The 20,634-nt window shown below is 71.7% G+C and carries 24 protein-coding genes; 8 read left to right on the top strand and 16 right to left on the bottom strand.

Going from position 1 to position 20,634, the window contains the following annotated elements; genetic code table 11:
- From LB823_RS06960 to LB823_RS06945, 4 genes are all read right to left on the bottom strand, one after another.
- Positions 1–426, bottom strand: a 426-nt coding sequence (locus tag LB823_RS06960) for an acyl-CoA thioesterase domain-containing protein (protein WP_224646035.1), incomplete at its 3' end; no start/stop codon positions are given.
- A 43-nt stretch (positions 427–469) separates the two neighbouring features.
- Positions 470–1,321: a sugar phosphate isomerase/epimerase gene (locus tag LB823_RS06955; RefSeq protein WP_224646034.1), complete on the bottom strand. Its 852-nt coding sequence runs from the start codon at positions 1,319–1,321 to the stop codon at positions 470–472.
- 14 nt (positions 1,322–1,335) lie between these two features.
- A complete protein-coding gene (locus tag LB823_RS06950; protein ID WP_224646033.1) occupies positions 1,336–2,622 on the bottom strand; it encodes a hypothetical protein in 1,287 nt (428 codons plus the stop codon).
- Positions 2,623–2,783: 161 nt separating this feature from the next.
- Positions 2,784–3,743 (bottom strand): Ppx/GppA phosphatase family protein, encoded by a 960-nt coding sequence (locus LB823_RS06945; RefSeq protein ID WP_224646032.1) that lies wholly within the window; start codon positions 3,741–3,743, stop codon positions 2,784–2,786.
- A gap of 48 nt (positions 3,744–3,791) precedes the next feature.
- Here LB823_RS06945 and LB823_RS06940 point away from each other — a divergent pair, with 48 nt between their 5' ends.
- Positions 3,792–4,607, top strand: a complete 816-nt coding sequence (locus LB823_RS06940) for a hypothetical protein (protein WP_224646042.1) — start codon at positions 3,792–3,794, stop codon at positions 4,605–4,607.
- On the opposite strand, the gene LB823_RS06935 is transcribed toward LB823_RS06940, so the two are convergent.
- The 7 genes from LB823_RS06935 to LB823_RS06905 form a co-directional block, all read right to left on the bottom strand.
- Complete coding sequence (locus LB823_RS06935) at positions 4,604–5,290, bottom strand: sterol desaturase family protein (RefSeq protein WP_224646031.1); 687 nt, start codon at positions 5,288–5,290, stop codon at positions 4,604–4,606. The genes LB823_RS06940 and LB823_RS06935 overlap by 4 nt on opposite strands.
- A complete protein-coding gene (locus tag LB823_RS06930; protein ID WP_224646030.1) occupies positions 5,287–6,012 on the bottom strand; it encodes a FadR/GntR family transcriptional regulator in 726 nt (241 codons plus the stop codon). Before LB823_RS06930 ends, LB823_RS06935 begins: the two co-directional genes overlap by 4 nt.
- A gap of 90 nt (positions 6,013–6,102) precedes the next feature.
- Complete coding sequence (locus tag LB823_RS06925; RefSeq protein WP_224646029.1) at positions 6,103–6,792, bottom strand: response regulator transcription factor; 690 nt, start codon at positions 6,790–6,792, stop codon at positions 6,103–6,105.
- Complete coding sequence (locus LB823_RS06920; protein ID WP_224646028.1) at positions 6,789–7,985, bottom strand: cell wall metabolism sensor histidine kinase WalK; 1,197 nt, start codon at positions 7,983–7,985, stop codon at positions 6,789–6,791. Before LB823_RS06920 ends, LB823_RS06925 begins: the two co-directional genes overlap by 4 nt.
- 63 nt (positions 7,986–8,048) lie before the next feature.
- The gene (locus LB823_RS06915) at positions 8,049–8,345 is read right to left on the bottom strand and encodes a GNAT family N-acetyltransferase (protein ID WP_224646027.1); all 297 of its coding nucleotides are present in this window, start codon (positions 8,343–8,345) and stop codon (positions 8,049–8,051) included.
- 98 nt (positions 8,346–8,443) lie between these two features.
- Positions 8,444–9,190, bottom strand: coding sequence for a phosphoglyceromutase (locus LB823_RS06910; protein WP_224646026.1), 747 nt, complete (start codon positions 9,188–9,190; stop codon positions 8,444–8,446).
- Entirely contained in the window at positions 9,187–9,756 is a 570-nt protein-coding gene (locus LB823_RS06905) for a TetR/AcrR family transcriptional regulator (RefSeq protein ID WP_224646025.1), read from the bottom strand. Before LB823_RS06905 ends, LB823_RS06910 begins: the two co-directional genes overlap by 4 nt.
- A gap of 66 nt (positions 9,757–9,822) precedes the next feature.
- Here LB823_RS06905 and LB823_RS06900 point away from each other — a divergent pair, with 66 nt between their 5' ends.
- A complete protein-coding gene (locus LB823_RS06900; RefSeq protein WP_224646024.1) occupies positions 9,823–10,665 on the top strand; it encodes an SAM-dependent methyltransferase in 843 nt (280 codons plus the stop codon).
- Here LB823_RS06900 and ctaD read toward each other — a convergent pair.
- From ctaD to LB823_RS06880, 4 genes are all read right to left on the bottom strand, one after another.
- A complete protein-coding gene (ctaD, locus tag LB823_RS06895; RefSeq protein ID WP_224646023.1) occupies positions 10,662–12,371 on the bottom strand; it encodes a cytochrome c oxidase subunit I in 1,710 nt (569 codons plus the stop codon). The genes LB823_RS06900 and ctaD overlap by 4 nt on opposite strands.
- 67 nt (positions 12,372–12,438) lie before the next feature.
- Complete coding sequence (locus LB823_RS06890; protein WP_224646022.1) at positions 12,439–12,852, bottom strand: pyridoxamine 5'-phosphate oxidase family protein; 414 nt, start codon at positions 12,850–12,852, stop codon at positions 12,439–12,441.
- Between the two features lie 124 nt (positions 12,853–12,976).
- The gene (locus LB823_RS06885; protein WP_224646021.1) at positions 12,977–13,753 is read right to left on the bottom strand and encodes an LLM class F420-dependent oxidoreductase; all 777 of its coding nucleotides are present in this window, start codon (positions 13,751–13,753) and stop codon (positions 12,977–12,979) included.
- Positions 13,754–13,767: 14 nt separating this feature from the next.
- A complete protein-coding gene (locus LB823_RS06880) occupies positions 13,768–14,994 on the bottom strand; it encodes an MFS transporter (protein WP_224646020.1) in 1,227 nt (408 codons plus the stop codon).
- Between the two features lie 71 nt (positions 14,995–15,065).
- On the opposite strand from LB823_RS06880, the gene LB823_RS06875 reads away from it, so the two are divergent.
- Positions 15,066–15,965 carry a LysR family transcriptional regulator gene (locus tag LB823_RS06875; RefSeq protein WP_224646019.1) on the top strand — a complete coding sequence of 300 codons (900 nt, stop codon included), beginning with the start codon at positions 15,066–15,068 and terminating at the stop codon, positions 15,963–15,965.
- On the opposite strand, the gene LB823_RS06870 is transcribed toward LB823_RS06875, so the two are convergent.
- Positions 15,947–16,720, bottom strand: a complete 774-nt coding sequence (locus tag LB823_RS06870; RefSeq protein ID WP_224646018.1) for a methyltransferase domain-containing protein — start codon at positions 16,718–16,720, stop codon at positions 15,947–15,949. The two genes, LB823_RS06875 and LB823_RS06870, sit on opposite strands and share 19 nt — an antisense overlap.
- A 36-nt stretch (positions 16,721–16,756) precedes the next feature.
- Between LB823_RS06870 and LB823_RS06865 the strand changes: the two genes are divergently transcribed.
- The 5 genes from LB823_RS06865 (at position 16,757) to LB823_RS06845 (ending at position 20,584) form a co-directional block, all read left to right on the top strand.
- Positions 16,757–17,554, top strand: a complete 798-nt coding sequence (locus LB823_RS06865) for an ABC transporter ATP-binding protein (RefSeq protein ID WP_224646017.1) — start codon at positions 16,757–16,759, stop codon at positions 17,552–17,554.
- A gap of 304 nt (positions 17,555–17,858) precedes the next feature.
- A complete protein-coding gene (locus LB823_RS06860; protein ID WP_224646016.1) occupies positions 17,859–18,443 on the top strand; it encodes a DinB family protein in 585 nt (194 codons plus the stop codon).
- Between the two features lie 75 nt (positions 18,444–18,518).
- Positions 18,519–19,052 (top strand): MerR family transcriptional regulator, encoded by a 534-nt coding sequence (locus tag LB823_RS06855; protein ID WP_224646015.1) that lies wholly within the window; start codon positions 18,519–18,521, stop codon positions 19,050–19,052.
- A gap of 1 nt (position 19,053) precedes the next feature.
- Positions 19,054–20,052, top strand: coding sequence for an aldo/keto reductase (locus tag LB823_RS06850; RefSeq protein WP_224646014.1), 999 nt, complete (start codon positions 19,054–19,056; stop codon positions 20,050–20,052).
- Positions 20,053–20,173: 121 nt separating this feature from the next.
- The gene (locus LB823_RS06845; RefSeq protein ID WP_224646013.1) at positions 20,174–20,584 is read left to right on the top strand and encodes a hypothetical protein; all 411 of its coding nucleotides are present in this window, start codon (positions 20,174–20,176) and stop codon (positions 20,582–20,584) included.
- Positions 20,585–20,634 lie beyond the last annotated feature (50 nt).

Here is a 20,634-nt window from a genome sequence, read left to right as displayed (position 1 = left end):
CTCGGGGTCCCAGGCCAGCGCGTGGGCGGGCGGGGTCGGCGGCATCGCGTCGATCGGGAGGGGCTCGGCGTAGCGCTCGTCGCCCTCGTCGCGCTGCGCGAGGGTCACGGCCGCCTGCACGTAGACGCGGTCACCCTGGACGGCCTCGACGTTCACGAACGAGGTGGTGCGGCCGCGCTTGCGCACGTCGGTCCGCAGCTCGACGTGCCCCGGGTCGGGCGCGCCGAGGTACTCGGCGGAGATCACCACGGGCGTGACCTCGGGGTCTCCCCCGTCGTCGAGGTAGGCGGCCTGCGCCGCCGAGGCGATGACGGCGAGCAGCGCCCCGCCGTGCACCTTGTTGCCCACCGACCAGGTGGGATCGATGTCGGCGGTGTACCCGCCGGGGGCCTTCGCGACGGAGACGAGGTCCGCGAACAAAGCCATCTGTGCGCTCTCCTTACCGGGGTACCCGTGCGGGTACCCGACGTCAGGCTGCCGGATCGGCGCGCAGGTGCTCCCGCGCGAATTCCAGCGCCTCCGTGAGCATCGCACGGCGCTCCTCGGGGGTCTTCGCCGAGCCCGTCGCGATCTCGAGGATCACGTGCCCGTCGAAGCCGGACGCGGCGAGCCGGCGGCACACCTCGGCGGCCGGCTGGGTGCCGTGACCGGGCACGAGGTGCTCGTCGACGGCCGCGCCGAGGCCGTCGGTGAGGTGCAGGTGCCGCAGCCCGTCGCCCATCCGGTCCATCAGCTCGAGGGCGTCGACGCCCGCGGTGGCGGTGTGCGAGAGGTCCAGGGTGTAGTTCGCGTAGCCGACGTCCGTCGGGTCGATCGACGGGGCGAAGGCCGAGACCGCGGTGCCGGGGTGACCGCGGCGCTTGAGGCGCTCGACGGATTCGCCGCGGCGCCCGAAGAAGGCGTCGAGCCGCATCGGGAACATGTTCTCCACCGCGACGGCCACGTCGCTGTCGTCCTCGAGCTCGCTGACGAGGTCGACGAAGTTCTCGGCGTAGCGCCGCTGCCACCGGAACGGCGGATGCACGACGACGGTGCTCGCACCCAGGTCCTCCGCGGCCGTCACCGCGCGGCCGAGCTTCGCCATCGGATCGGGGCCCCACACGCGCTGGCTGATGAGCAGGCAGGGCGCGTGGACCGACAGCACGGGCACGTCGTAACGCATGGACAGCCCGGCGACGTTGGCGATGTCCTGGCTGGCGCCCTCGTGCCACACCATGAGCTCGACACCGTCGTAGCCCGTCTCGGCGGCGTACCGGAAGGCGTCCTCGAGCTTCTCGGGATAGACCGAGGCCGTCGACAGTCCGACCGGTATCCCGCTCACGTCGCCGAGCGTACTCAGTTGGAGCCGAGCGCCATCAGCAGCGGGCCGAAGGTGATCACCAGGCCCACGAACAGGGCGAGCCCCAGGGTGAGGTAATCGGTGGTCTTGCGCAGGTAGTGCGTGAAGGTCACGATGCCGATGATCACGATGAACGCGAGCACGACGGTCAGCGCGATGGTGGGCCAGCCGCCGCCCCAGTTCCACAGCTTGAAGAAGCCATAGAACAGGCCGGCGCCGGCCGCGAGGCCGAGCACCACCTCGGCGGCGAGCGCGGCCCAACCGCGGCCCTTGCCCGTCGCGGCGTCCTTCTCGTCGGCGTCCGCGTCCTCGTCGCCCGGCTTCGCGAGGAAGTCCGGGGTCTCCTCGGCGCGCGCGTCGTCGATCTGCTGAGCGCTGAGCGCCGCGGTGTCGGGCGCGACGGGCGCATCCAGGTCCACGTCCGGGGTCGGCACGGCGACGGGCTTCACGTCGACGGTGTCGTCGGCCTCGACCTCGGCGAACCGGGACTGGCGCTCGCGGACCTGCGCGGTGTTGAAGTCGGCGGTCGCCATGATCGGGGCCTCGGCCTGATCCCAGCGCGACCACGCGTAGTCGCGGCCGTCCTCCGCCCGGGGGGCGTCGGCCTGCGGGGCGTCGGCCGGCGCGGCATCGGCAGCCGGCGCACCGTCGGCCAGCGCGGCAGCGGGTTCCGCGGCCTGCTCGGCCACAGGCTCGGCGGCGGGCTCCTGCACGGGCTCCTGCGGCGCCTCGGCCGCCCGGGAGCCACGGCCCCAGCGGAGCAGCCCACCGCGCCGGCCCTCGGGCTGCGCAGGCGTCTCGTCCACCGCCGGCGCCTCGGGCTCCTGCGGCGCGCTCTCCTGCGGTGCAGGAGTTTCGACGGGGCCGGGGGCAGCCACGGCGGCGGCGAGGAAGGAGGAGGTGATCGGCTCATCGTCGTCCTGGTCGGCCTGCTCCGCCGGGGCGGCCGGCTCGGGCGCGGCGGGCTCGGGCTCGACGACCTCGGGGGTCACGACCTCGGGCTCGTACGCGGCCTGCTGCGCAGGAGCGGCCGGTGCGGGCTGAACCGCCTGCGCGGCGGGTGCCTCGGGCACGGCCGACACCTCGGGCTGCTCGGCCGGCGCCTCGGTGCCCGGGGCGGGCTGGTCGTCGCGGATGACGGGGATCTCACCGGTCAGCTCGGCGACGGTGATCGAGTTCTCGCCGCCGCGGTGGCGTCGGCGGCGTCCGCCCGCGGGTGCGGGTGGAGTGCCGCCCTCCCTGGCGAGCAGCTCCGCCAGCGAAATCCTTCGCTCCTCGCTCATGCACGTCACCGTCCTGTGGCTCGTCGGCCTCGTGGGCCCCGCGCGTGCCGGAAAGTTCACACCCGCCACTCACGCCCTGTGTGGTCTCAGAAGATTCTACTTGTACACCGTCGCGCAACCGTGGCGGCACACGCGGCGGTCCGTTATGTTACTTCGCGCCTTTAATGGGCTTTACCGCTGCTCTCCGGGGTGAAGCCCGCCTGGGTGTCCAGATAGCGCAGGATCACGCCCTCGCGCAGCGCCCACGGGCAGATGTCGAGCTCCTCGACCTTCATCGCCCGCATCGCGGCCTCGGCGACCAGCGCGCCGGCCACGATCTGGCCCGCGCGGTCGGAGCTCAGCCCGTCCAGCTCGCGGCGGTCGGACTCCGTCATCCGGCTGATGAAGGCGATCAGCTGGCTCAGCCCGCGCGCCGTGAGCGTGCGCTTGACGCGCGGCCCGGCGGAGGAGGGCGCCGCACCCGTCAGGCGGGCGAGGGTGCGCATCGTCTTCGACGTGCCCGCCACCAGGTCGGGCGTGCCGACGGCCTGCAGTCGCGCGGCGGCGGGGGCGATCTCGGCGTCGAGCCAGTCGCGGAGCATGGCGACGCGGCGACGCCCGGGCGGATCGTCGGGCAGCCACTCGCGGGTGATCCTGCCCGCGCCCAGCGGCAGCGAGAGCGCGACGTCCGGCTCCTCGTCGACGCCGTTGCTCATCTCGAGCGAGCCGCCGCCGATGTCGATGTTGAGCACGCGACCCACGCTCCAGCCGTACCAGCGGCGCACCGCCAGCGCGGTGAGGCGGGACTCGTCGGCGCCGGAGAGCACCTCGACGTCGACGCCCGTGGCCTGCTTGACGTGCGCGAGGACGGTGTCGGTGTTGCTGGCGTCGCGGACCGCGGAGGTCGCGAAGGCCATCACCTCGGAGCAGCCGGAGCTGCGCGCGATCTTCGTGAACTCCTCGACGGATGCGACGAGCGCATCCTCGCCGGCCTGGCTGAGCCGGCCGCTCGGCTCGATCTTCTCGGCGAGCCGCAACGTGGCCTTGGTCGAGCTCATCGGCGTCGGGTGCGCGCCCCAGTGGGCGTCGACCACGAGCAGGTGCACCGTATTGGACCCGATGTCGAGGACTCCCAATCTCACCCCGTCAATCTAGACCCGACTACGGTGGCCCCTGTGACCGACCTTCCGATGCCCGGCCTGCGGCGTCCCGTCCCGGAAGTCCCCCTGGACTTCCCGCGCGAGTGGCTGGAGTTCACCGACCCCGCGGACCCGAGCCATCTGATCGCGGCGGATCTGACCTGGCTGCTCTCCCACTGGACGTGCGTCTTCGGCACCGAGTCGTGCCACGGGATCGAGCCGGGCCGGGACACGGACGGCTGCTGCAGCCACGGGGCCTTCCTCTCCGACAACGACGACAAGAAGCGCCTGAAGAAGGCCGTCGCGAAGCTGACGGACGACGACTGGCAGTTCCGCAGCAAGGGATTGGGCAAGAAGGGCTACCTCGAGGAGGACGACCTCGACGACGAGCCCGCGCTGCGCACGCGCCGGTACGAGGGCGCGTGCATCTTCCTCAACCGGCCGGGCTTCCCCGGCGGCGAAGGCTGCGCCCTGCACGCGATGGCCCTGCGGACCGGGGTGGAGCCGCTCACCGTCAAGCCCGACGTCTGCTGGCAGCTGCCGGTCCGGCGCACCCAGGAGTGGGTCGAGCGGCCCGACGGCGAGCAGATCCTGCGCACGACGATCGGCGAGTACGACCGACGGGGTTGGGGCGCAGGCGGACTCGACCTGCAGTGGTACTGCTCCGGCTCCCCCGAGGCGCACGTCGGCGCGCAGCAGGTGTGGCAGAGCTACGCCCCCGAACTGACCGAGCTACTGGGCGAGGAGGCGTACGCCGCGCTGGCCCGCGAGTGCGAGGCGCGCCAGGGCAAGCTGGTCGCCGTGCACCCCGCCACCGCCGCGGCGACGGAGCGGCAGAACTTCGACATGAAGTACGTGGAGCTCTAGGCGATCTCGTCCAGGCCGTGCAGGTTCTTGGCGGTCGGGCTGGTGTCGACGGTGCCGGGGTCCGGATAGGTGCCCAGCACCCGGTCGGAGGTGCCCGCGGTGGTGACCGAGAACCAGTAGTGCTCGTTCTTGAAGTGGTGCAGACGGTGACTGCGCCAGACCGCCTTGTAGGCGCGGCCGCGCGGCTTGTAGTCGGTGTGGACGAGGTAGTGGGTCCACTCGTAGCCGAGCAGGAAGACCGCCTCGACCAGCATGAAGGTGAGCGTCGCGTGCACCGGGGCGCCGATCAGGGCGCCCACGCCGAGCGGCGCGGCGACACCCAGGCCGACGATCACCCAGGGCAGCGCGCGGGTGGGGATGAACACGAGATCCACGTCGCGGGGCGCGGCGTGGTGCCGGCGATGGTCGCGCGCGAGCAGCGTGTCCACCGTGATCGGCCCGACGGTGCGCGGCCGCCAGTGCAGCACGAAGACGTGGATCACCCACTCCAGGAACGGGAACAGGGCCGCGAAGACGAGCGGCGCCCACAGGTCGGCGAGCCCTCCCCCGCCGACGGCGATGCGCGCTGCGACGGTGCCGGCCAGGAAGGCCAGGATCATCCACGGCGTGGGATGGCGCAGGAACTCGCGGCCGGCGTCGCCGAGTGAGAATCCGCGGCGGGCCGCGCGATCGGTCGTGGTCATGACTGCTCCATCCGGTCGAGGAATCCACCGAGCACGCCAGTGGCGCCGCCGAGGACGGCCAGCGCGGCCGTGCGGGCGGCGGTGGCGTCGCCGTCGAGGACGGCGGCGGTGAGCGCGCGGTAAAGATCCGCGGGCTCCGCGGCCGCGACGGCGTCGGCGAGCACGCCGAGCAGCGGCTCGTAGACGCGCCGCATGCCGTTGAAGATGAGGGTCATCGCGATCGAGTCGGCACCCCGCACGAGGTGCTCCCAATAGGCGAGGGCTGCGGCCTGCTGCTCCGCGCCGGAGCCGGCGCCCTCGATCGCGGCGAGCGCCGCGGTCAGCGGGCCGGCAAGCGCGTCGGCCGAGCGGGCGGCCGCCTTCTCGGCGATCCACGGCCCGAGGTACTCGCGGACCTCGAGGACGCTGCGGACCACGGACGGGTCGACGACGGCACCGTCGGGCGCGGCGACGAGCAGGTGCGGCAGCAGGTCCAGCCCGCCCGTGCGGGTGATGTCGTTGACGACGGCACCGTCGCCCTGCCGGACCTCGACGTGGCCCGACGTGGCGAGGCGGGCGATGGCCTCGCGGACGACGGGGCGAGAGACGCCGAGGACCTCCGCGAGCTTGCGCTCGCTGGGCAGCCGCGAGCCGACCGGCGCGGCACCACTGACCAGCTGGTTCAGCAGCTGCTCGTGCACCTCGTCGGCGGCGGACCGCTTCGTGACCGGGCTCAGTTCCATGCCGGAACCGTAGCGCCACCCGGTCCGGTGGTCAAGTGGTATTACCAGTGAATCGAAGGACCGTCGCGGAACGCGACGGTGATGCCGGGGCTAGGGCTCGAGCTTGTAGCCGAGGCCCCGGACGGTGACCAGGTGCTTCGGGTTGGCCGGGTCCGCCTCGATCTTGCTGCGCAGGCGCTTGACGTGCACGTCGAGCGTCTTGGTGTCGCCCACGTAGTCCGCGCCCCAGACGCGGTCGATGAGCTGCCCGCGAGTGAGCACGCGGCCGCTGTTGCGCAGCAGGTACTCGAGCAGGTCGAACTCCTTGAGCGGCAGGGTCACCGCGTCTCCCCCGACGGTCACGACGTGCCGCTCGACGTCCATCCGGACGGGACCGCCCTCGAGCACCCCGTCGTCGAGGCCGTCCGCGGCGGCGGTGTCGGCGCCGCGGCGCAGCACCGCGCGGATGCGGGCGATGAGCTCCCGTGCGGAGTAGGGCTTGGTGACGTAGTCGTCGGCGCCCAGCTCCAGGCCCACGACCTTGTCGATCTCGCTGTCGCGCGCGGTCACCATGATGACCGGCACGGACGAGCGGGCGCGCAGCTGCTTGCACACGTCGGTGCCGCTCATGCCGGGCAGCATCAGGTCGAGCAGGACGATGTCGGCGCCCGCGGAGTCGAAGTGCCGCAGTGCCTCGACCCCGTCGCCCACGACGGTGGTCTCGAACCCCTCCTTGCGGAGCAGGAACGCGAGAGGGTCGGCCAGCGATTCCTCGTCCTCGACGATCAGTACGTGTGTCACCGCAGTACATCCTCACTGTGGTCATCGCGCTCTGCAGGGTCCGGCCCGGACTCGACCGACGCCGGCAGCACCAGCGTGAAGGTCGAACCCATGCCCGGTTTGCTCCAGAGCCTAATGGTGCCGCCGTGGTTCGCGGCGACGTGTTTGACGATCGCGAGACCGAGTCCGGTCCCGCCCGTCATCCGGGACCGCGCCTTGTCGACGCGGAAGAAGCGCTCGAAGACGCGCTCCTGGTCTTCGGGGGCGATGCCGATGCCCCGGTCGGTGACCGCGATCTCGACCGACGCGGCACCGTCGGGCCCGGCGGCGGGCCGCAGGCGGCGGCTGATCGAGACCTGGGTGTTCTGCGGCGAGTAGGCGATCGCGTTGGAGATGAGGTTCGACAGCGCCGTCAGCAGCAGGGTGTCGTCGCCGCGGATCTCCAGGCCGGAGGGCTCGTCGACGATGAGCGAGATGTTGTTGGCCTCCGCGGAGACCTGGGCGCGGGCCACGGCCTCACCGACCACGTCGTCGACCTCCACGCTGCCGAGGTCGGGCAACTTCTCCGCGCCCTGCAGGCGGGAGAGCGCGATCAGCTCGTTGACCATGTTGCCCATGCGGGTGGACTCGACGAGCACGCGGGAGCCGAAGTGCCGCACCGCCTCCGGGTCGTCGTCGGATTCGAGCAGCGCCTCGGCGAGCAGGCCGATCGCGCCGACGGGGGTCTTGAGCTCGTGCGAGACGTTCGCCACGAAGTCGCGGCGGGTTGCCTCCATGCGCTGGTTCTCGGTGTCGTCGTCGGCGTAGACGACGGCGTACCGCTCGTCGGGTTCGGTCCCGACGATGAGGTCCACCCGGCAGCGCACCGCGATGCTCGCCCGGTCGGACCGGCGGGACACCGTCAGTTCGACGGTGCGCGGCGCCCCCGTCTCGAGCACCAGGGAGGCGGCCTGCCACACGCGATCGTCGAGGAGCTGCTCGCGGACGAGGGAGAACTCCTCGGCGCGCGGATTGCAGGCGATGACGTCGCGGAAGCGATCGACGACCAGCAGGCCGGTGGGCGACTCGCGGAGCACCGCGCGCTGCAACTCCGCGACCGTCATGCGGGTCGGACCGACGGGTTCGGCGGTGACCACCCGCTGCCGGACGCGCCGCGCGAGCCATCCGATGAGGGCGCCCGCCAGGGCGGACACCACACAGAGGGCCACAGTCACGCGGTCAGTGTACCCAGGTTCTCCGGCGATTCTTCACATCGGGAACGACTGGTGAACAACGGGTTACCGGTCGGCGGCCACCTCGACAACGGAGGCGTACTCGGGGTGCTTCGTCACGTAGTTCGCGACGTAGGAGCACACCGCGCGGGCCCTCTTGGCCGAGGCGACGACGTCGTCGAGCGCAGCTTTGGTGAGCACCGCCGCATAGCCGTTGCCGCCGTACTCGGCGTCGACCACGGTGTGGGTGAGCAGGCGCACGTCCACCTCGTCCACGTAGTCGAGGTAGCCCGCCTGCTCGCCGTCGACGGTGAGCACGTAGCGCTCCTGTTCCGGGGAATGGGTCACAGTCACGTCAGCCATGTGATCCAACCTATCCCCTTCGCGGCCCCGGAGCCTGAGGAGAAACTTAGGGGGCGGTACCGATTCGCTCGGTACCGCCCCCGTCGTCGATCGTGGGACTACTTGGCGCCCTGGTTGGCGACCGCGGCGGCGCCCGCGGCGGCGGCCTCGGGGTCCAGGTAGGTGCCGCCCGGGTTGGCGACGGAGCCGTCCTCGTTGAACGAGTAGGTCAGCGGGATGCCGGTGGGGATGTTCAGCGCCGCGATATCGGCGTCGGAGATCCCGTCGAGGTGCTTGACCAGCGCGCGCAGCGAGTTGCCGTGCGCGGCCACGAGCACCGTCTTCCCCTCGGCGACCTGCGGCTCGATGACGGCCTGGTAGTAGGGGATGAAGCGCTTGACCACGTCGAGCAGGCACTCGGTGAGCGGCACCTGCGGCAGGTGCGCGTACCGCGGGTCGGCGGTCTGGCTGTACTGGTCGTCCGCGTCGATCGCGGGCGGCGGGGTGTCGTAGCTGCGGCGCCACAGCATGAACTGCTCGTCGCCGTACTTGTCCTTGGTCTCGGCCTTGTTCAGGCCCTGCAGCGCGCCGTAGTGCCGCTCGTTGAGGCGCCAGTCGCGGACCACGGGGATCCAGTGCCGGTCGGCCGCGTTCAGCGCGATGTTCGCGGTGGTGATCGCGCGACGCAGCAGCGAGGTGTAGAGGATGTCGGGCAGCAGGCCGGCCTCCTTGAGCAGCTCGCCGCCGCGGGCGGCCTCGCCGCGCCCCTTCTCGGTCAGCGCCACGTCGACCCAGCCGGTGAACTGGTTGGACGCGTTCCACTCGCTCTCGCCGTGACGGAGCAGGATCAGGGTGCCGTAGGTCATGCGCCGTAGTTTAACGCCCGCCGGATCGGCCCACGCAGGTCCGCGAGGCTCTCGGCCTCGGCCTTCGCGGGCCCCAGCGACCGGGCGCCGTACAGCCGGTCGAAGAGCAGGCCCTCGAGCAGGCTGACCAAGTCGGCCGCCGCCCGGTCGGGGTCGACGGTGCCGAGCGCCGCGAACAGGCCCGTCGCGAGCGGCACCGAGAACAGGCAGGTGGCGAGGTCCGCCTCGAGCCCCTCGGCCTGCGCGTCCGGTGCCAGCGCGTAGCGGGCGAGCGAATCGCGCCGACGGTCCGTGAGCAGGTGGTGCAGCTGGCGCGCCGTCACGTCCGCCGCGGTGTCCCGGTCGACGGTGCGCGGCACGTCGGCGTCGAAGGCCGCCCGCGACCGCTGCCGGAGATGCTCGATCGCGGTGCGCAGCAGATCGGAGCGGGTGCGGCAGTAGTACGACGTCGATCCCTTCGGCAGCCCCAGCCGCTTGTCGACGGCGCCGTGCGTCACCGCCCGGTTGCCGCCCTCTGCCGCGAGGTCCAGCGCCGCCTCACCGATCGCGGTCCGCCGCTCGTCCACGGTTGCCCTCCATCCACTCGATCCTCTATAACAATAGAGCACTCTACTTTTATAGAGGGAGACGACATGGACGACCTGATCGGCACCGTCGACGACACCGCGCGCTGGGTCGCGCACCACCGGGCCATCGAATCGGCGCGCCCCGACGCGCTGTTCCACGACCCGTTCGCCGCGCGGCTCGCGGGCGCCGAGGGCGCGGCGATCGCGGAGGGCGCCGCCCCGGCCGCGGGCGGCGGCGACGGCTGGTACCTCACCGCCCGGACGGTGCTGGTCGACGAGGCGGTGGCCGCGTCGATCGCCGACGGCTGCGACACCGTCGTCAACCTGGGCGCGGGCCTCGACGCACGGCCGTACCGCCTCGACCTGCCCGCCGACCTCGAGTGGCTCGAGGTCGACCTCCCCGCGATCCTCGACCACAAGGCCGCGATCCTCGCGGCGGAGATGCCGCGATGCCGGCTGCGCCGGGTGCCGCTGGACCTGGCCTGCGACGGCCTCGCGGACCTCCTGGCCGGGCTCGCCGGCCGTCGGATCCTGGTCCTGTCCGAGGGGCTGGTCATGTACCTCTCCCCCGACGATGCCGACACCCTCGCCGACGCCCTGCTCGCCGCACCCGTGGACCACTGGTGCCTCGATCTCGGCTCTGCGGGTGTGGGATCGGTGATGGCGGAAAGGAACCGGGGCATCCTGCGGCACGCGCCGTGGCGCTTCCTCCCCGCGGACGGAGTCGCTCACTTCGAGGACCGAGGCTGGGCGGCCGACCGGATCGACTCGTTGTTCGTCGCCGCGGTGGAGCTAGGACGCCTGGACTCGCCGGAGGCGCACCGTCTGGCCGCGGGACCGCAACCGGACCCGCGCGCCCCTGGCGACGCACCATGGAGCGGCGTCGTGACGCTCTCCCCGGCTCGCTAGCGCGCGGTGTGCTTCTCCGCCCGCATTCGCTCGACCATGTGCGGGTAGTGCAGCTCGAACGCGGGGCGCTCGGAGCGGATGCGCGGCAGCTCGGTGAAGTTGTGCCGCGGCGGCGGGCAGCTGGTGGCCCACTCGAGGCTGTTGCCGAAGCCCCACGGGTCGTCGACCGTGACGACCTCGCCGTAGCGGTAGCTCGTGAAGACGTTCCACACGAAGGGCAGGACCGAGGCGCCCAGGATGAACGCGCCGACCGTCGAGATCTGGTTCAGCGTGGTGAAGCCGTCCGTGTCGAGGTAGTCGGCGTAGCGGCGCGGCATGCCCTCGGCGCCCAGCCAGTGCTGGACCAGGAAGGTGGTGTGGAAGCCGATGAAGGTGAGCCAGAAGTGCCAGCGGGCCAGTCGCTCGTTCAGCAGGCGTCCGGTGGCCTTGGGGAACCAGAAGTAGATGCCCGCGAACGCCGCGAAGACGATGGTGCCGAACAGCGTGTAGTGGAAGTGGGCGACCACGAAGTAGGTGTCTGAGACGTGGAAGTCGAGCGGCGGGGAGGCGAGGAGCACGCCGGTGAGGCCGCCGAAGAGGAAGGTCACGAGGAAGCCGATCGAGAACAGCATCGGCGACTCGAAGGTCATGTTCCCCTTCCACATCGTGCCGATCCAGTTGAAGAACTTCACGCCCGTCGGCACCGCGATCAGGAACGTCATGAAGCTGAAGAAGGGCAGCAATACCGCGCCGGTGGCGTACATGTGGTGCGCCCACACCGCCATCGAGATCGCCGCGATCGCGAGTGTCGCCATCACGAGGCCGCTGTAGCCGAAGATCGGCTTGCGGGTGAACACCGGGAAGATCTCGGAGACGATGCCGAAGAACGGCAGGGCCAGCACGTACACCTCCGGGTGACCGAAGAACCAGAACAGGTGCTGCCACAGGACCGCTCCGCCGTTCGCGGGGTCGAAGAGGTGGGCACCGAACTGCCGGTCCACCTCCAGCCCGACCAGTGCGGACGCCAACAACGGGAAGACCATCAGCGCGAGCACGCTCACCACGAACATGTTCCACGTGAAGATCGGCATCCGGAACATCGTCATCCCGGGCGCCCGCAGACAGAGGACTGTCGTGACCATGTTCACCGACGCGAGGATCGTCCCGAGCCCACCGACCGTGAGCCCCATCAACCACAGGTCGCCGCCGACGCCCGGGCTGTGCGCGGCATCGGAGAGCGGGGTGTACGCGGTCCAACCGAAGTCGGCCGCGCCGCCGGGGACCATGAAGCCCGCGGACGCGGTGAGGCCGCCGAACAGGTACAACCAGTAGCCGACGGCGTTGAGCCGGGGGAACGCGACATCGGGCGCGCCGATCTGCAGGGGCACGAGGTAGTTGGCGAAGCCGAACGCGATCGGGGTCGCGTAGAGCAGCAGCATCACGGTGCCGTGCATGGTGAACAGCTGATTGAACTGCTCCGTGGAGAGGAACTGCAGGCCGGGCTCCGCGAGCTCGCCCCGCATGACCAGGGCCATGAGGCCGCCCACGAAGAAGAACAGCATCGAGGTGACGATGTACATGACGCCGATCGTCTTGTGATCCGTGGTGACGACGACGTCGCGGATCCAGCCGCCGGCGGGCCTGCCGCGCGCGGGTTCGGGGCGCACGGCGCGAAGCCGCCGCTCGGGTGCCACGTCCGTGGCGGTCGTCTCGGTTCCACCGTCCATGGATCGATCGTCGGCCGCGGGAGCCCCCCGCGGCAGTGGCGGACGTCCCGACCGATGTCCCGGCGGCTCAGGACCAGGTGCGGCCGAAGCCGCGGGCGCTGACCCGTTCCGCCAGGACCTCCACGACCTCGTACTTGCCGTCGTCGATGAAGGGACGCAAGGAGAGCGCGTCCGTGACGGACAGGGCCGACGAGTCCGTGCGCACGCGTGCGGGCCCGCGCACGATGACGCTCCAGGCCTGGTCCCCGCCGACCTCGTCCACCTCGAAGGCCACCTCGCGCGCCACGACGGCCGAAGCGAGCTTGCTGCCCGGCCCGGTCCGGAACAGGACGTTGCAGCCCTCGCCGAGCACGTAATTCACGGGGAAGATCTCGGCATCTCCCCCGAGCGCGATCACGATGCGCCCGACGTCCTTGCGGCGCAGCAGCTCGATCGCCTCCGCACGATCGAGGACGGTGGTGCCGGCGGTGAAACGTTCCATGACTCGCTCCTGGGGTCGGGGCGGGCGGGTGCCCGCCGTCCCAACCTCACCCCGTCCGGCGGCGCGCCACCAGGGACCTTCGTCCGGCCGCACGTCCCGGGACCGCCGGGAGCGGAGGCCTCGCCTACTGCGAGTCCCGCCAGCGCAGCAGGGCTTCGATGATGGTGTAGTCGAAGCCGGGCGCGGAGAGCTCGGCGGTGAACTGCGTGGCCCCCTCGGCGACGAGCTGGTCGGCGAAGGCGAGGGCCTCGTCGGGGCCCGTGCCGCGCGGGATGGCGATGTTGTGCGCGATCTCCTTCGGGTCGCGGCCGATCTTCGCGCACGCCTCGGCGAGCACGGCCGACTTGTGCCGGTACGTCTCCAGGTCCACGAAGTAGTGCCACACCGACGCGTACTGCGCCACCAGCGGCAGCGTCTTCTTCTCGCCGCCGCCGCCGATGAGGATCGGGATGTCGCGCGTCGGAGCGGGATTGAGCTTGGCCCACCGCTCGGTGATCCGCGGCAGCGCGGCGCCGAGGTCGTCAAGGCGCGAACCGGCGGTGCCGAACTCGTAGCCGTACTCGTCGTAGTCGCGCTGGAACCAGCCGGAGCCGATGCCCAGGATCAGACGCCCCTTCGAGATGTGGTCGACGGTGCGCGCCATGTCGGCGAGCAGGTCGGGGTTGCGGTAGCTGTTGCAGGTGACCAGCGCGCCGATCTCGATCCGCGAGGTCTGCTCCGCCCAGGCGGCGAGCATCGTCCAGCACTCGAGGTGCGTGCCGTCGGGGTCGCCGGAGAGCGGGAAGAAGTGGTCCCAGTTGTAGACGACGTCGACTCCCAGGTCCTCGAGCTTGGCGACGGCGTCGCGGAGCTGCTGGTACTCGGTGAAGTGCTGGGGCTGAAGTTGGACTCCGATGCGCATGGCATCGACGCTACTCAGCGCTCCGCGGACGCGCTGGCCGAACCGGGAAGGACCGCGACGACCAGGACGAACGCCGCGGCGATGCCCACCCCGACCGCGGCGGCGATGCCCGCCCAGCCGGCGGCGGCGAAGGCCAGCCCCGCCGCCGCGCCGACGACCGACGAGCCCGCGTAGTAGCAGAACAGATACCCCGACGAGGCCTCCGCGCGATGCTCCGTCGCGAGCAGCCCGACCCAGCCGCTCGCGACGCTGTGCGCCGCGAAGAAGCCGGCGGTGAAGACGACCATCCCCGCGAGCACGGCGGGCGTCGAATCCGGCAGCGTGAGCACCAGACCCGCGCCCATCGTCGCGATCGAGGTCAGGAGCACCCGGCGGCGGCCGATCCGGTCCGCGAGCCGGCCCGCCGCACCCGAGGAGACGGTGCCAGCGAGGTAGATGAGGAAGACCAGCCCGACGACGCCGGGCGCGAATGCGAAGGGCGCGGCCAGGAGCCGGAATCCGAGGAAGTTGTAGACGCTGACGAAGCCGCCCATCAGCAGGAAGGCGAGCACGAACAGCGTCGCGAGCTCCGGCCGGCGGAGGTGGCCGAGCATGCCGCGCACCGTCGTTCCCACCGAGACCGGCTTCGGCACGTGGAACCGCGACGCCGGCAGGGTGCGGATCATCACCACCGTGAGCACCGCCGCGGCGACGGCGAAGAGCTCCATGGCGCCGCGCCAGGCCATGACGTCGAGCCCCACCGCCGTGACGACGCGTCCGAGCAGCCCGCCGATCGTCGTGCCCGCGACGTAGCGGCCCATCGCCCCGCCGAGGTCGCGCCCGTCCACCTCCTCGGCCAAGTAGGCCATGGCGACGGCGGGCACGCCGGCGAGTGCGATCCCCTGCAGCGCACGGAGTCCCAGCAGCATCGGGAGCGTCGGGGCGAGCGGGATCAGGAGGCCCAGTATTACGGCCGCGACGGCCGACACCGTCATCACGCGGGTCCGGCCGAAGCGCTCGGACAGCGCGCTGACGGGGATGATCGCGAGCGCGAGCAGCCCGGTGGTGACGGAGACCGCGAGCGCGGAGACGGCCGGCGCCGAACCGAAGACCCTCGTCAGCTCGGGCAGCACGGCCTGGGTCGAGTACATCGAGCCGAAGGTCGTCAGGCCCGCCACGAACAGCGCCAGGGTGGTCCGACGGTACGCGGGGGTCCCGGCACGGAGCGGCGCGGTCTCGGCGGTCTCGACGGTGGCGGTCATGGGGCTCACCCTGCCCCCGCGGTTCCGATGTGTGAAATGCATGGATATGTAGATCCTGATAGAAAGAACGCATGACCCCAGCTGGTAGGCCTGTTTCGAGCGCGTCGGACGACCTCGCGCGGTTCATCACACTCGCCGAGACCCAGCACATGACCGACGCCGCGGCGGCGCTGCGGATCACCCAGCCCACGCTCTCACGCACCCTGGCGCGCCTGGAGGCGGACATCGGGGCGCCCCTGTTCGACCGGCGGCACGGGCGCCTCGTCCTCAACGCGAGCGGCGAGATCTACCTCGACCACGCGCGCCGCGCGCACGCCGAGCTGGAGGCGGCGCGGGCCCAGATCGCCGACCTCCGCAGCCCCTCGCAGGGCACGATCCGGCTCTCCTTCCTGCACTCCTTCGGCGTGGCACTGGTGCCGCGGCTCGTCTCCGGCTTCCGGGAGCGGGAGCCGCGGGTGACCTTCGAGCTGTCGCAGTTCGCCGCCGGGACGGTCACCGAGCGGGTGCTCGCCGACGAGGCCGACCTCGCGATCGTCTCGCCGCGGCCCGCCACCAGCGCCGTCGCCTTCGGACTGCTCGCGGTGCAGCGCCTGGCGCTGGCCGTGCCGGCCGGCCACCCGCTGGCGGAGCGCCCGTCCGTGCACCTGTCCGAGGCCGCCGACGCGGACTTCATCACGATGCACCCCGAGTTCGGCCTGCGCCGCATCCTCGAAGAGCGCTGCGCCGCCGCCGGATTCCGGCCGCGGATCGCCTTCGAATCCTCCGAGTCCTTCACCGTCGCCGGCCTGGTCGCGGCCGGCCTCGGGGTGGCGCTGCTGCCCGTCGACGAGGACCCGCTGTGGCCACCCGGTCTGGTGCTGGTGCCCATGTCCGGGCCCGCGCCGACCCGCGAGGTGGGACTCATCTGGCGGCCCGACACGGCCCTACCGCGCGCGGTGCGCGCCTTCCGCGACTACGCGCTCGACTCCTGATCCCGGGCCGCCACGACGAAGATCCGACGGAAGGGCAGCACCGTCCCGAAATCCTTGGGCGGGTAGGCGGTGTTCAGCTCCGCCTTGTACCGGGCGACGAAGTCCGCGCGCTCGGCACCGTCGAGCCGCGCGAGCACCGGGCGCGCGCCGGTGCCGGAGATCCACTCGAAGACGGCGTCGGGGCCCTGCAGCACGTGTTGGTAGGTCGTCTCCCAGGCGTCGACCGCCCAGCCTGGGCGCTGCAGCGCCGCAAGATATTCGGCGGGATCGCGCACGTCGATGCGGCGGAAGTCGGTGATGCCGTACTCCGCCGCCAGGCGCCACAGGAGGGCGTGCGAGGGCGCGTCCTGGTTGCCGGGTACCTGGAAGGCGAAGGCGCGGGCGGCACCGTCGGCGGTGGCGGGCAGCAGGTCGATGTGCCGATCGACCCACTGGTACATGGCGTTCGAGACGATCACGTCGGGGCGCTCGCCGTCGGGGCGCCAGGCGGCGGCGTCCCCGACCGCGAAGGTCGCACGCGGATCGGCGACGTCGGCGCGGGCGCGCTCGATCATCTCCTCGCTGGAGTCGACGCCGTGGATCGCAGCGTCCGGCCAGCGGGCGCGCAGCGGCGCGACGTCGTTGCCCGGGCCGCAGCCGAGGTCGACGACGGTGCGTGCGTCACCGGGGATGCGGGCGAGCAGGTCGAGGAACGGGCGAGTGCGCTCGTCGCCGTAGCGGAGGTACTGGGATGGATCCCACCGATGAGAAGTCATACAATCATCCAATCAATTGGAGTGGAGAGGTGGACTGTGACTGATACCGCGACGAACGATCCGCACGTGCTGAGCATCGACCACGTGGACCTGGTCCGCACCGGTCGCAACCTCCTCGACGACGTCTCCCTCACCGTACGCCGGGGCGAGCACTGGGTCCTGCTGGGCGCGAACGGCGCCGGGAAGTCGACGCTGCTCGGCCTGTGCGGCGCGGTCACCCACCCGACCCGCGGCACCGTCGACGTGCTCGGCAAGCGCCTCGGGCGGGTGGACATGCGCGAGCTGCGCACGCACATCGGGCACGTCAACCCGCGCCACCGCCTGGACCAGCCGCTGACGGTGCGCGACGTCGTGATCACCGGCGTGACGAACACGCCCGAGTTCCCGCCGCGCTGGGCGCCGACCGACGCGCAGCGCACCCGCGCGGAGGAGCTCGTCGAGACGCTCGGGATGGCGCGGCACGTGGAATCGCGCTGGCCCACCCTCTCCCAGGGCGAGCGGGGGCGGGCGCTGATCGCGCGCGCGCTCATGGGCGAGCCCGATCTCCTCCTGCTGGACGAGCCGGCGACGGGGCTCGACCTCGCCGCCCGCGAGCGCCTCCTGACCACGGTCGACGGTGCGCGGCGCGCCCACCCCGAGCTCGCGTCGATCCTGGTGACCCACCACCTGGAGGAGATCCCCGTGACCACCACGCACGCGGTTCTGATCCGCGACGGCCGGATCACCGCGGCGGGCGCCGTCGACGACGTGCTGACCACCGACGCGATCAGCCACGCCTTCGACCACCCGATCACCATCGCGCGCCAGGATGGGCGCTGGACAGCCCGGTCGTAGCGCGCCGTTCGTTCGATTCGCGTTCGATATCGTTATCGATTCGTGATCTGGTGATCGATTTTCGGCGCTAGACTGGGGGCATCCTTCCACGGAGGTGCCGGATGTACAGCGACGACGAGTACGAGCCGTTCGAACACTGCGTGTGGCTGGAGGTCGCCCAGGAGGAGATCGCCGCCCGTGCGCTCGCCGATGCGATCGCCGATGCGCTCGCCGCCGAATACGAACAGCAGGACGCGATCGAGGCGGATGTCAGTGGTCCGCGCTTGACTGGGGACGTCCCCCTCGATCCCGTCAGGAGTTCTTCATGCCCTTCATGGCACCCCCGGCCGATTCCGAGCGAGCCGGGCTCCGTGGCTTCCTCACGCAGCAGCTCGACGGTCTGCGGCACACCGCGTTCGGTCTCACGGAGGCGCAGATCCGGCTCTCGCCCGCCCGCAGCACGCTCACCGTAGGCGGGCTGCTCAAGCACGTCACACTCACGGTCAACGCCTGGTCCGCGCGCGCCGAGGCCGCGCCGGAGCTGTTCTCCGATCCCCGGCTGGACGCCATGGCCGAGGGCGATGACTTCCGGCTCGGGGAGGGCGAGACGCTCGCGACCCTGCTCGCCGCCCACGACGCCGCCACCGCACGCGTCCTCGCCGTCGCAGACACCGCGAATCTCGACGCCGTCGCTCCCGCGCGCCCGGCGCCGTGGTTCCCCGACGGCTTCGAGGGGTGGACGGTGCGCTGGATCCTGCTCCACGTCATCGAGGAGGTGGCCCGCCACTCCGGCCACGCCGACATCCTCCGCGAGGAGATCGACGGCGCCACCGGATACCCACTCATCGCCGCGGCCGAGGGCATGGGCGACCTGGGCTTCGTCCGGCCCTGGACACCTGAGCGCGACTGACACAGCACCGACGGATCCGGGCGCCTGCGAAACGGTGTTGACTTCGAGTGCGCTCGAAGGCTTAGCGTTGCTCACGTGGTCGCACACACGGAAGAACTCGCATCCATCGTCCGCTCGCGCGGGCCGCTGCCGAGCGCGGCGGAGATCCTCGCCGGGCCGGCCCAGGAGGGGCCGCTCACCGTCGCCGAGATGGCGGAGCTGGTGGGCGTCTCGGGCCACACGCTGCGCTACTACGAGCGGGTCGGCCTGGTCACGGTCGACCGGGACGGCGCCGGGCACCGTCGCTACGGGCCGCAGGCGATCGCGCGGGTCATCTTCCTGACCCGGCTCCGCCTGTCCGGCATGCCGATCGCCGACATCACGGAGTACGTCCACCTCGTGGACGGCGGCGACGCCACGATCCCCGCCCGCCTCGCACTCCTCACGGCGCACCGTGCCCGCACGGCCGCGCAGATCGAGGAGCTGCAGTACTCGCTCGCGGTCATCGACTACAAGATCGCCACCTACGGCGGCGGGCTCGGCGACTGCGTCGCCGGCGCACCGGCCACCACTCCCGACACCGCGGCGGCCGGCACCGTCGCAGCCCACGAACTCGACCTGAAGGACTGACATGCTCCCCACTCGCACCCTCGGCGACCTGCGCGTCTCCGCCCTCGGCCTCGGCTGCATGGGCATGAGCCACGCCTACGGATCGGCCGATCCCGACGAGGCTCGCGCCACCCTCGAGGCCGCGCTCGCCGCCGGCGTGACGCTCTACGACACGGCCGACATGTACGGCAACGGCGCCAACGAGGAGTTCCTCGCCCCCTTCGTTCAGGCGCACCGCGACGAGATCGTGCTCGCCACCAAGTTCGGCTTCGTCAACGACGAGAACGCAAGGCCGATCGGCCTCGACGGCCGCCCGGAGCGGGTGGCCGGGTGCGTCGACGGCTCGCTGCGCCGCCTCGGCGTCGACGTGATCGACCTCTACTACCTGCACCGCGTCGATCCGCAGGTGCCCGTCGAGGAGACCGTGGGCGCGATGGCCGAGCAGGTGGCGGCGGGCAAGGTCCGCGCGCTGGGGCTGTCCGAGGCGACCGCCGAGGACATCCGCAAGGCCGCCTCCGTGCACCCGATCGCCGCGCTGCAGTCGGAGTACTCGATCTTCACCCGCGACGTCGAGGACGGTCCGCTGCAGGCCGCCCGCGAGGTGGGCGCCGGCCTGGTGCCCTTCAGCCCGCTCGGGCGGGGCCTACTCACGGCCGACCGCAAAGCCGTCGCCGCGGCGCTGGGCGGCGACGACTTCCGCCAGTCGATCCCGCGCTGGCAGGGCGAGAACCTCGAGGCGAACCTACGGCTCGTGGACCGGATCGACGCCATCGCCGCCGACCTCACCGCCTCCGGTGCCGGGGCCGACGGTGCGCCGGTGACCGCCGCGCAGGTCGCGCTCGCGTGGGTGCTGGCGCAGGGCGAGGACGTCGTGCCGATCCCGGGAACTACGCGGCGCAAGCACCTCGGCGACAACCTCGGCGCCGCCGCCGTCGCGCTCACCGCGGACCAGCTCGCCGAGCTGACCGCTCTGTCGGCCGTGGGCAGCCGCCTCCCGCAGCGCACGCTGCAGCAGCGCTGATACTCCGGCGGTCGGCCCGCGCCGCCGCAGTGCGGGCCAACCGCCGGGCAAGGCGACACCGAGGGGTCGCGGGAATCGTGGAGTTCGGCAAGAAGATCCGTGCTGACCTCCAGGAGAATCGATGCATCCCCATCCGACGAAGGCCGGGGGCCCGACGGGCCGGATCCGGCTCCACTGCCGGCGGGGCCGACGCGGGTTCTGGCAGCGGTTCGACCTCGTGAACCGCATCGCCGACTTCCTCTGGACCCGCGACCCGACGGATCTCATCGACCTGGGCGGCAACGGTCCCGACGTCTGGGCCACCGTGGACGGGCTGGTCGAGCAGTGGCCGCTGGCGACGATGTGGAGAACGAACACGCTGACGGTGGAGGCGGGCGATCGATTGCTGCGCGTCGCATGCAACACGGACACGGTCACCTTCACCTGGCAGTACCTGCCCGTGCGCGTGCTCCCCGGCCAGACAGTGGACGTCTACTACGCCGCGCCTCCGGCCAAGAACAGGCCCGCCTCGCTCGGATTCGTGCCGGCCTGACGCGGGGCATCCCGGTGCCGTCGGACCTCACGCGCGCGGAGGAGGTACTC

The sequence above is a fragment of the Tsukamurella sp. M9C genome, assembly GCF_020169415.1.
Taxonomy (GTDB): domain Bacteria; phylum Actinomycetota; class Actinomycetes; order Mycobacteriales; family Mycobacteriaceae; genus Tsukamurella.
Note: the sequence above shows the minus strand (reverse complement) of the source record. Positions and strands in the feature narration are given on the sequence as shown.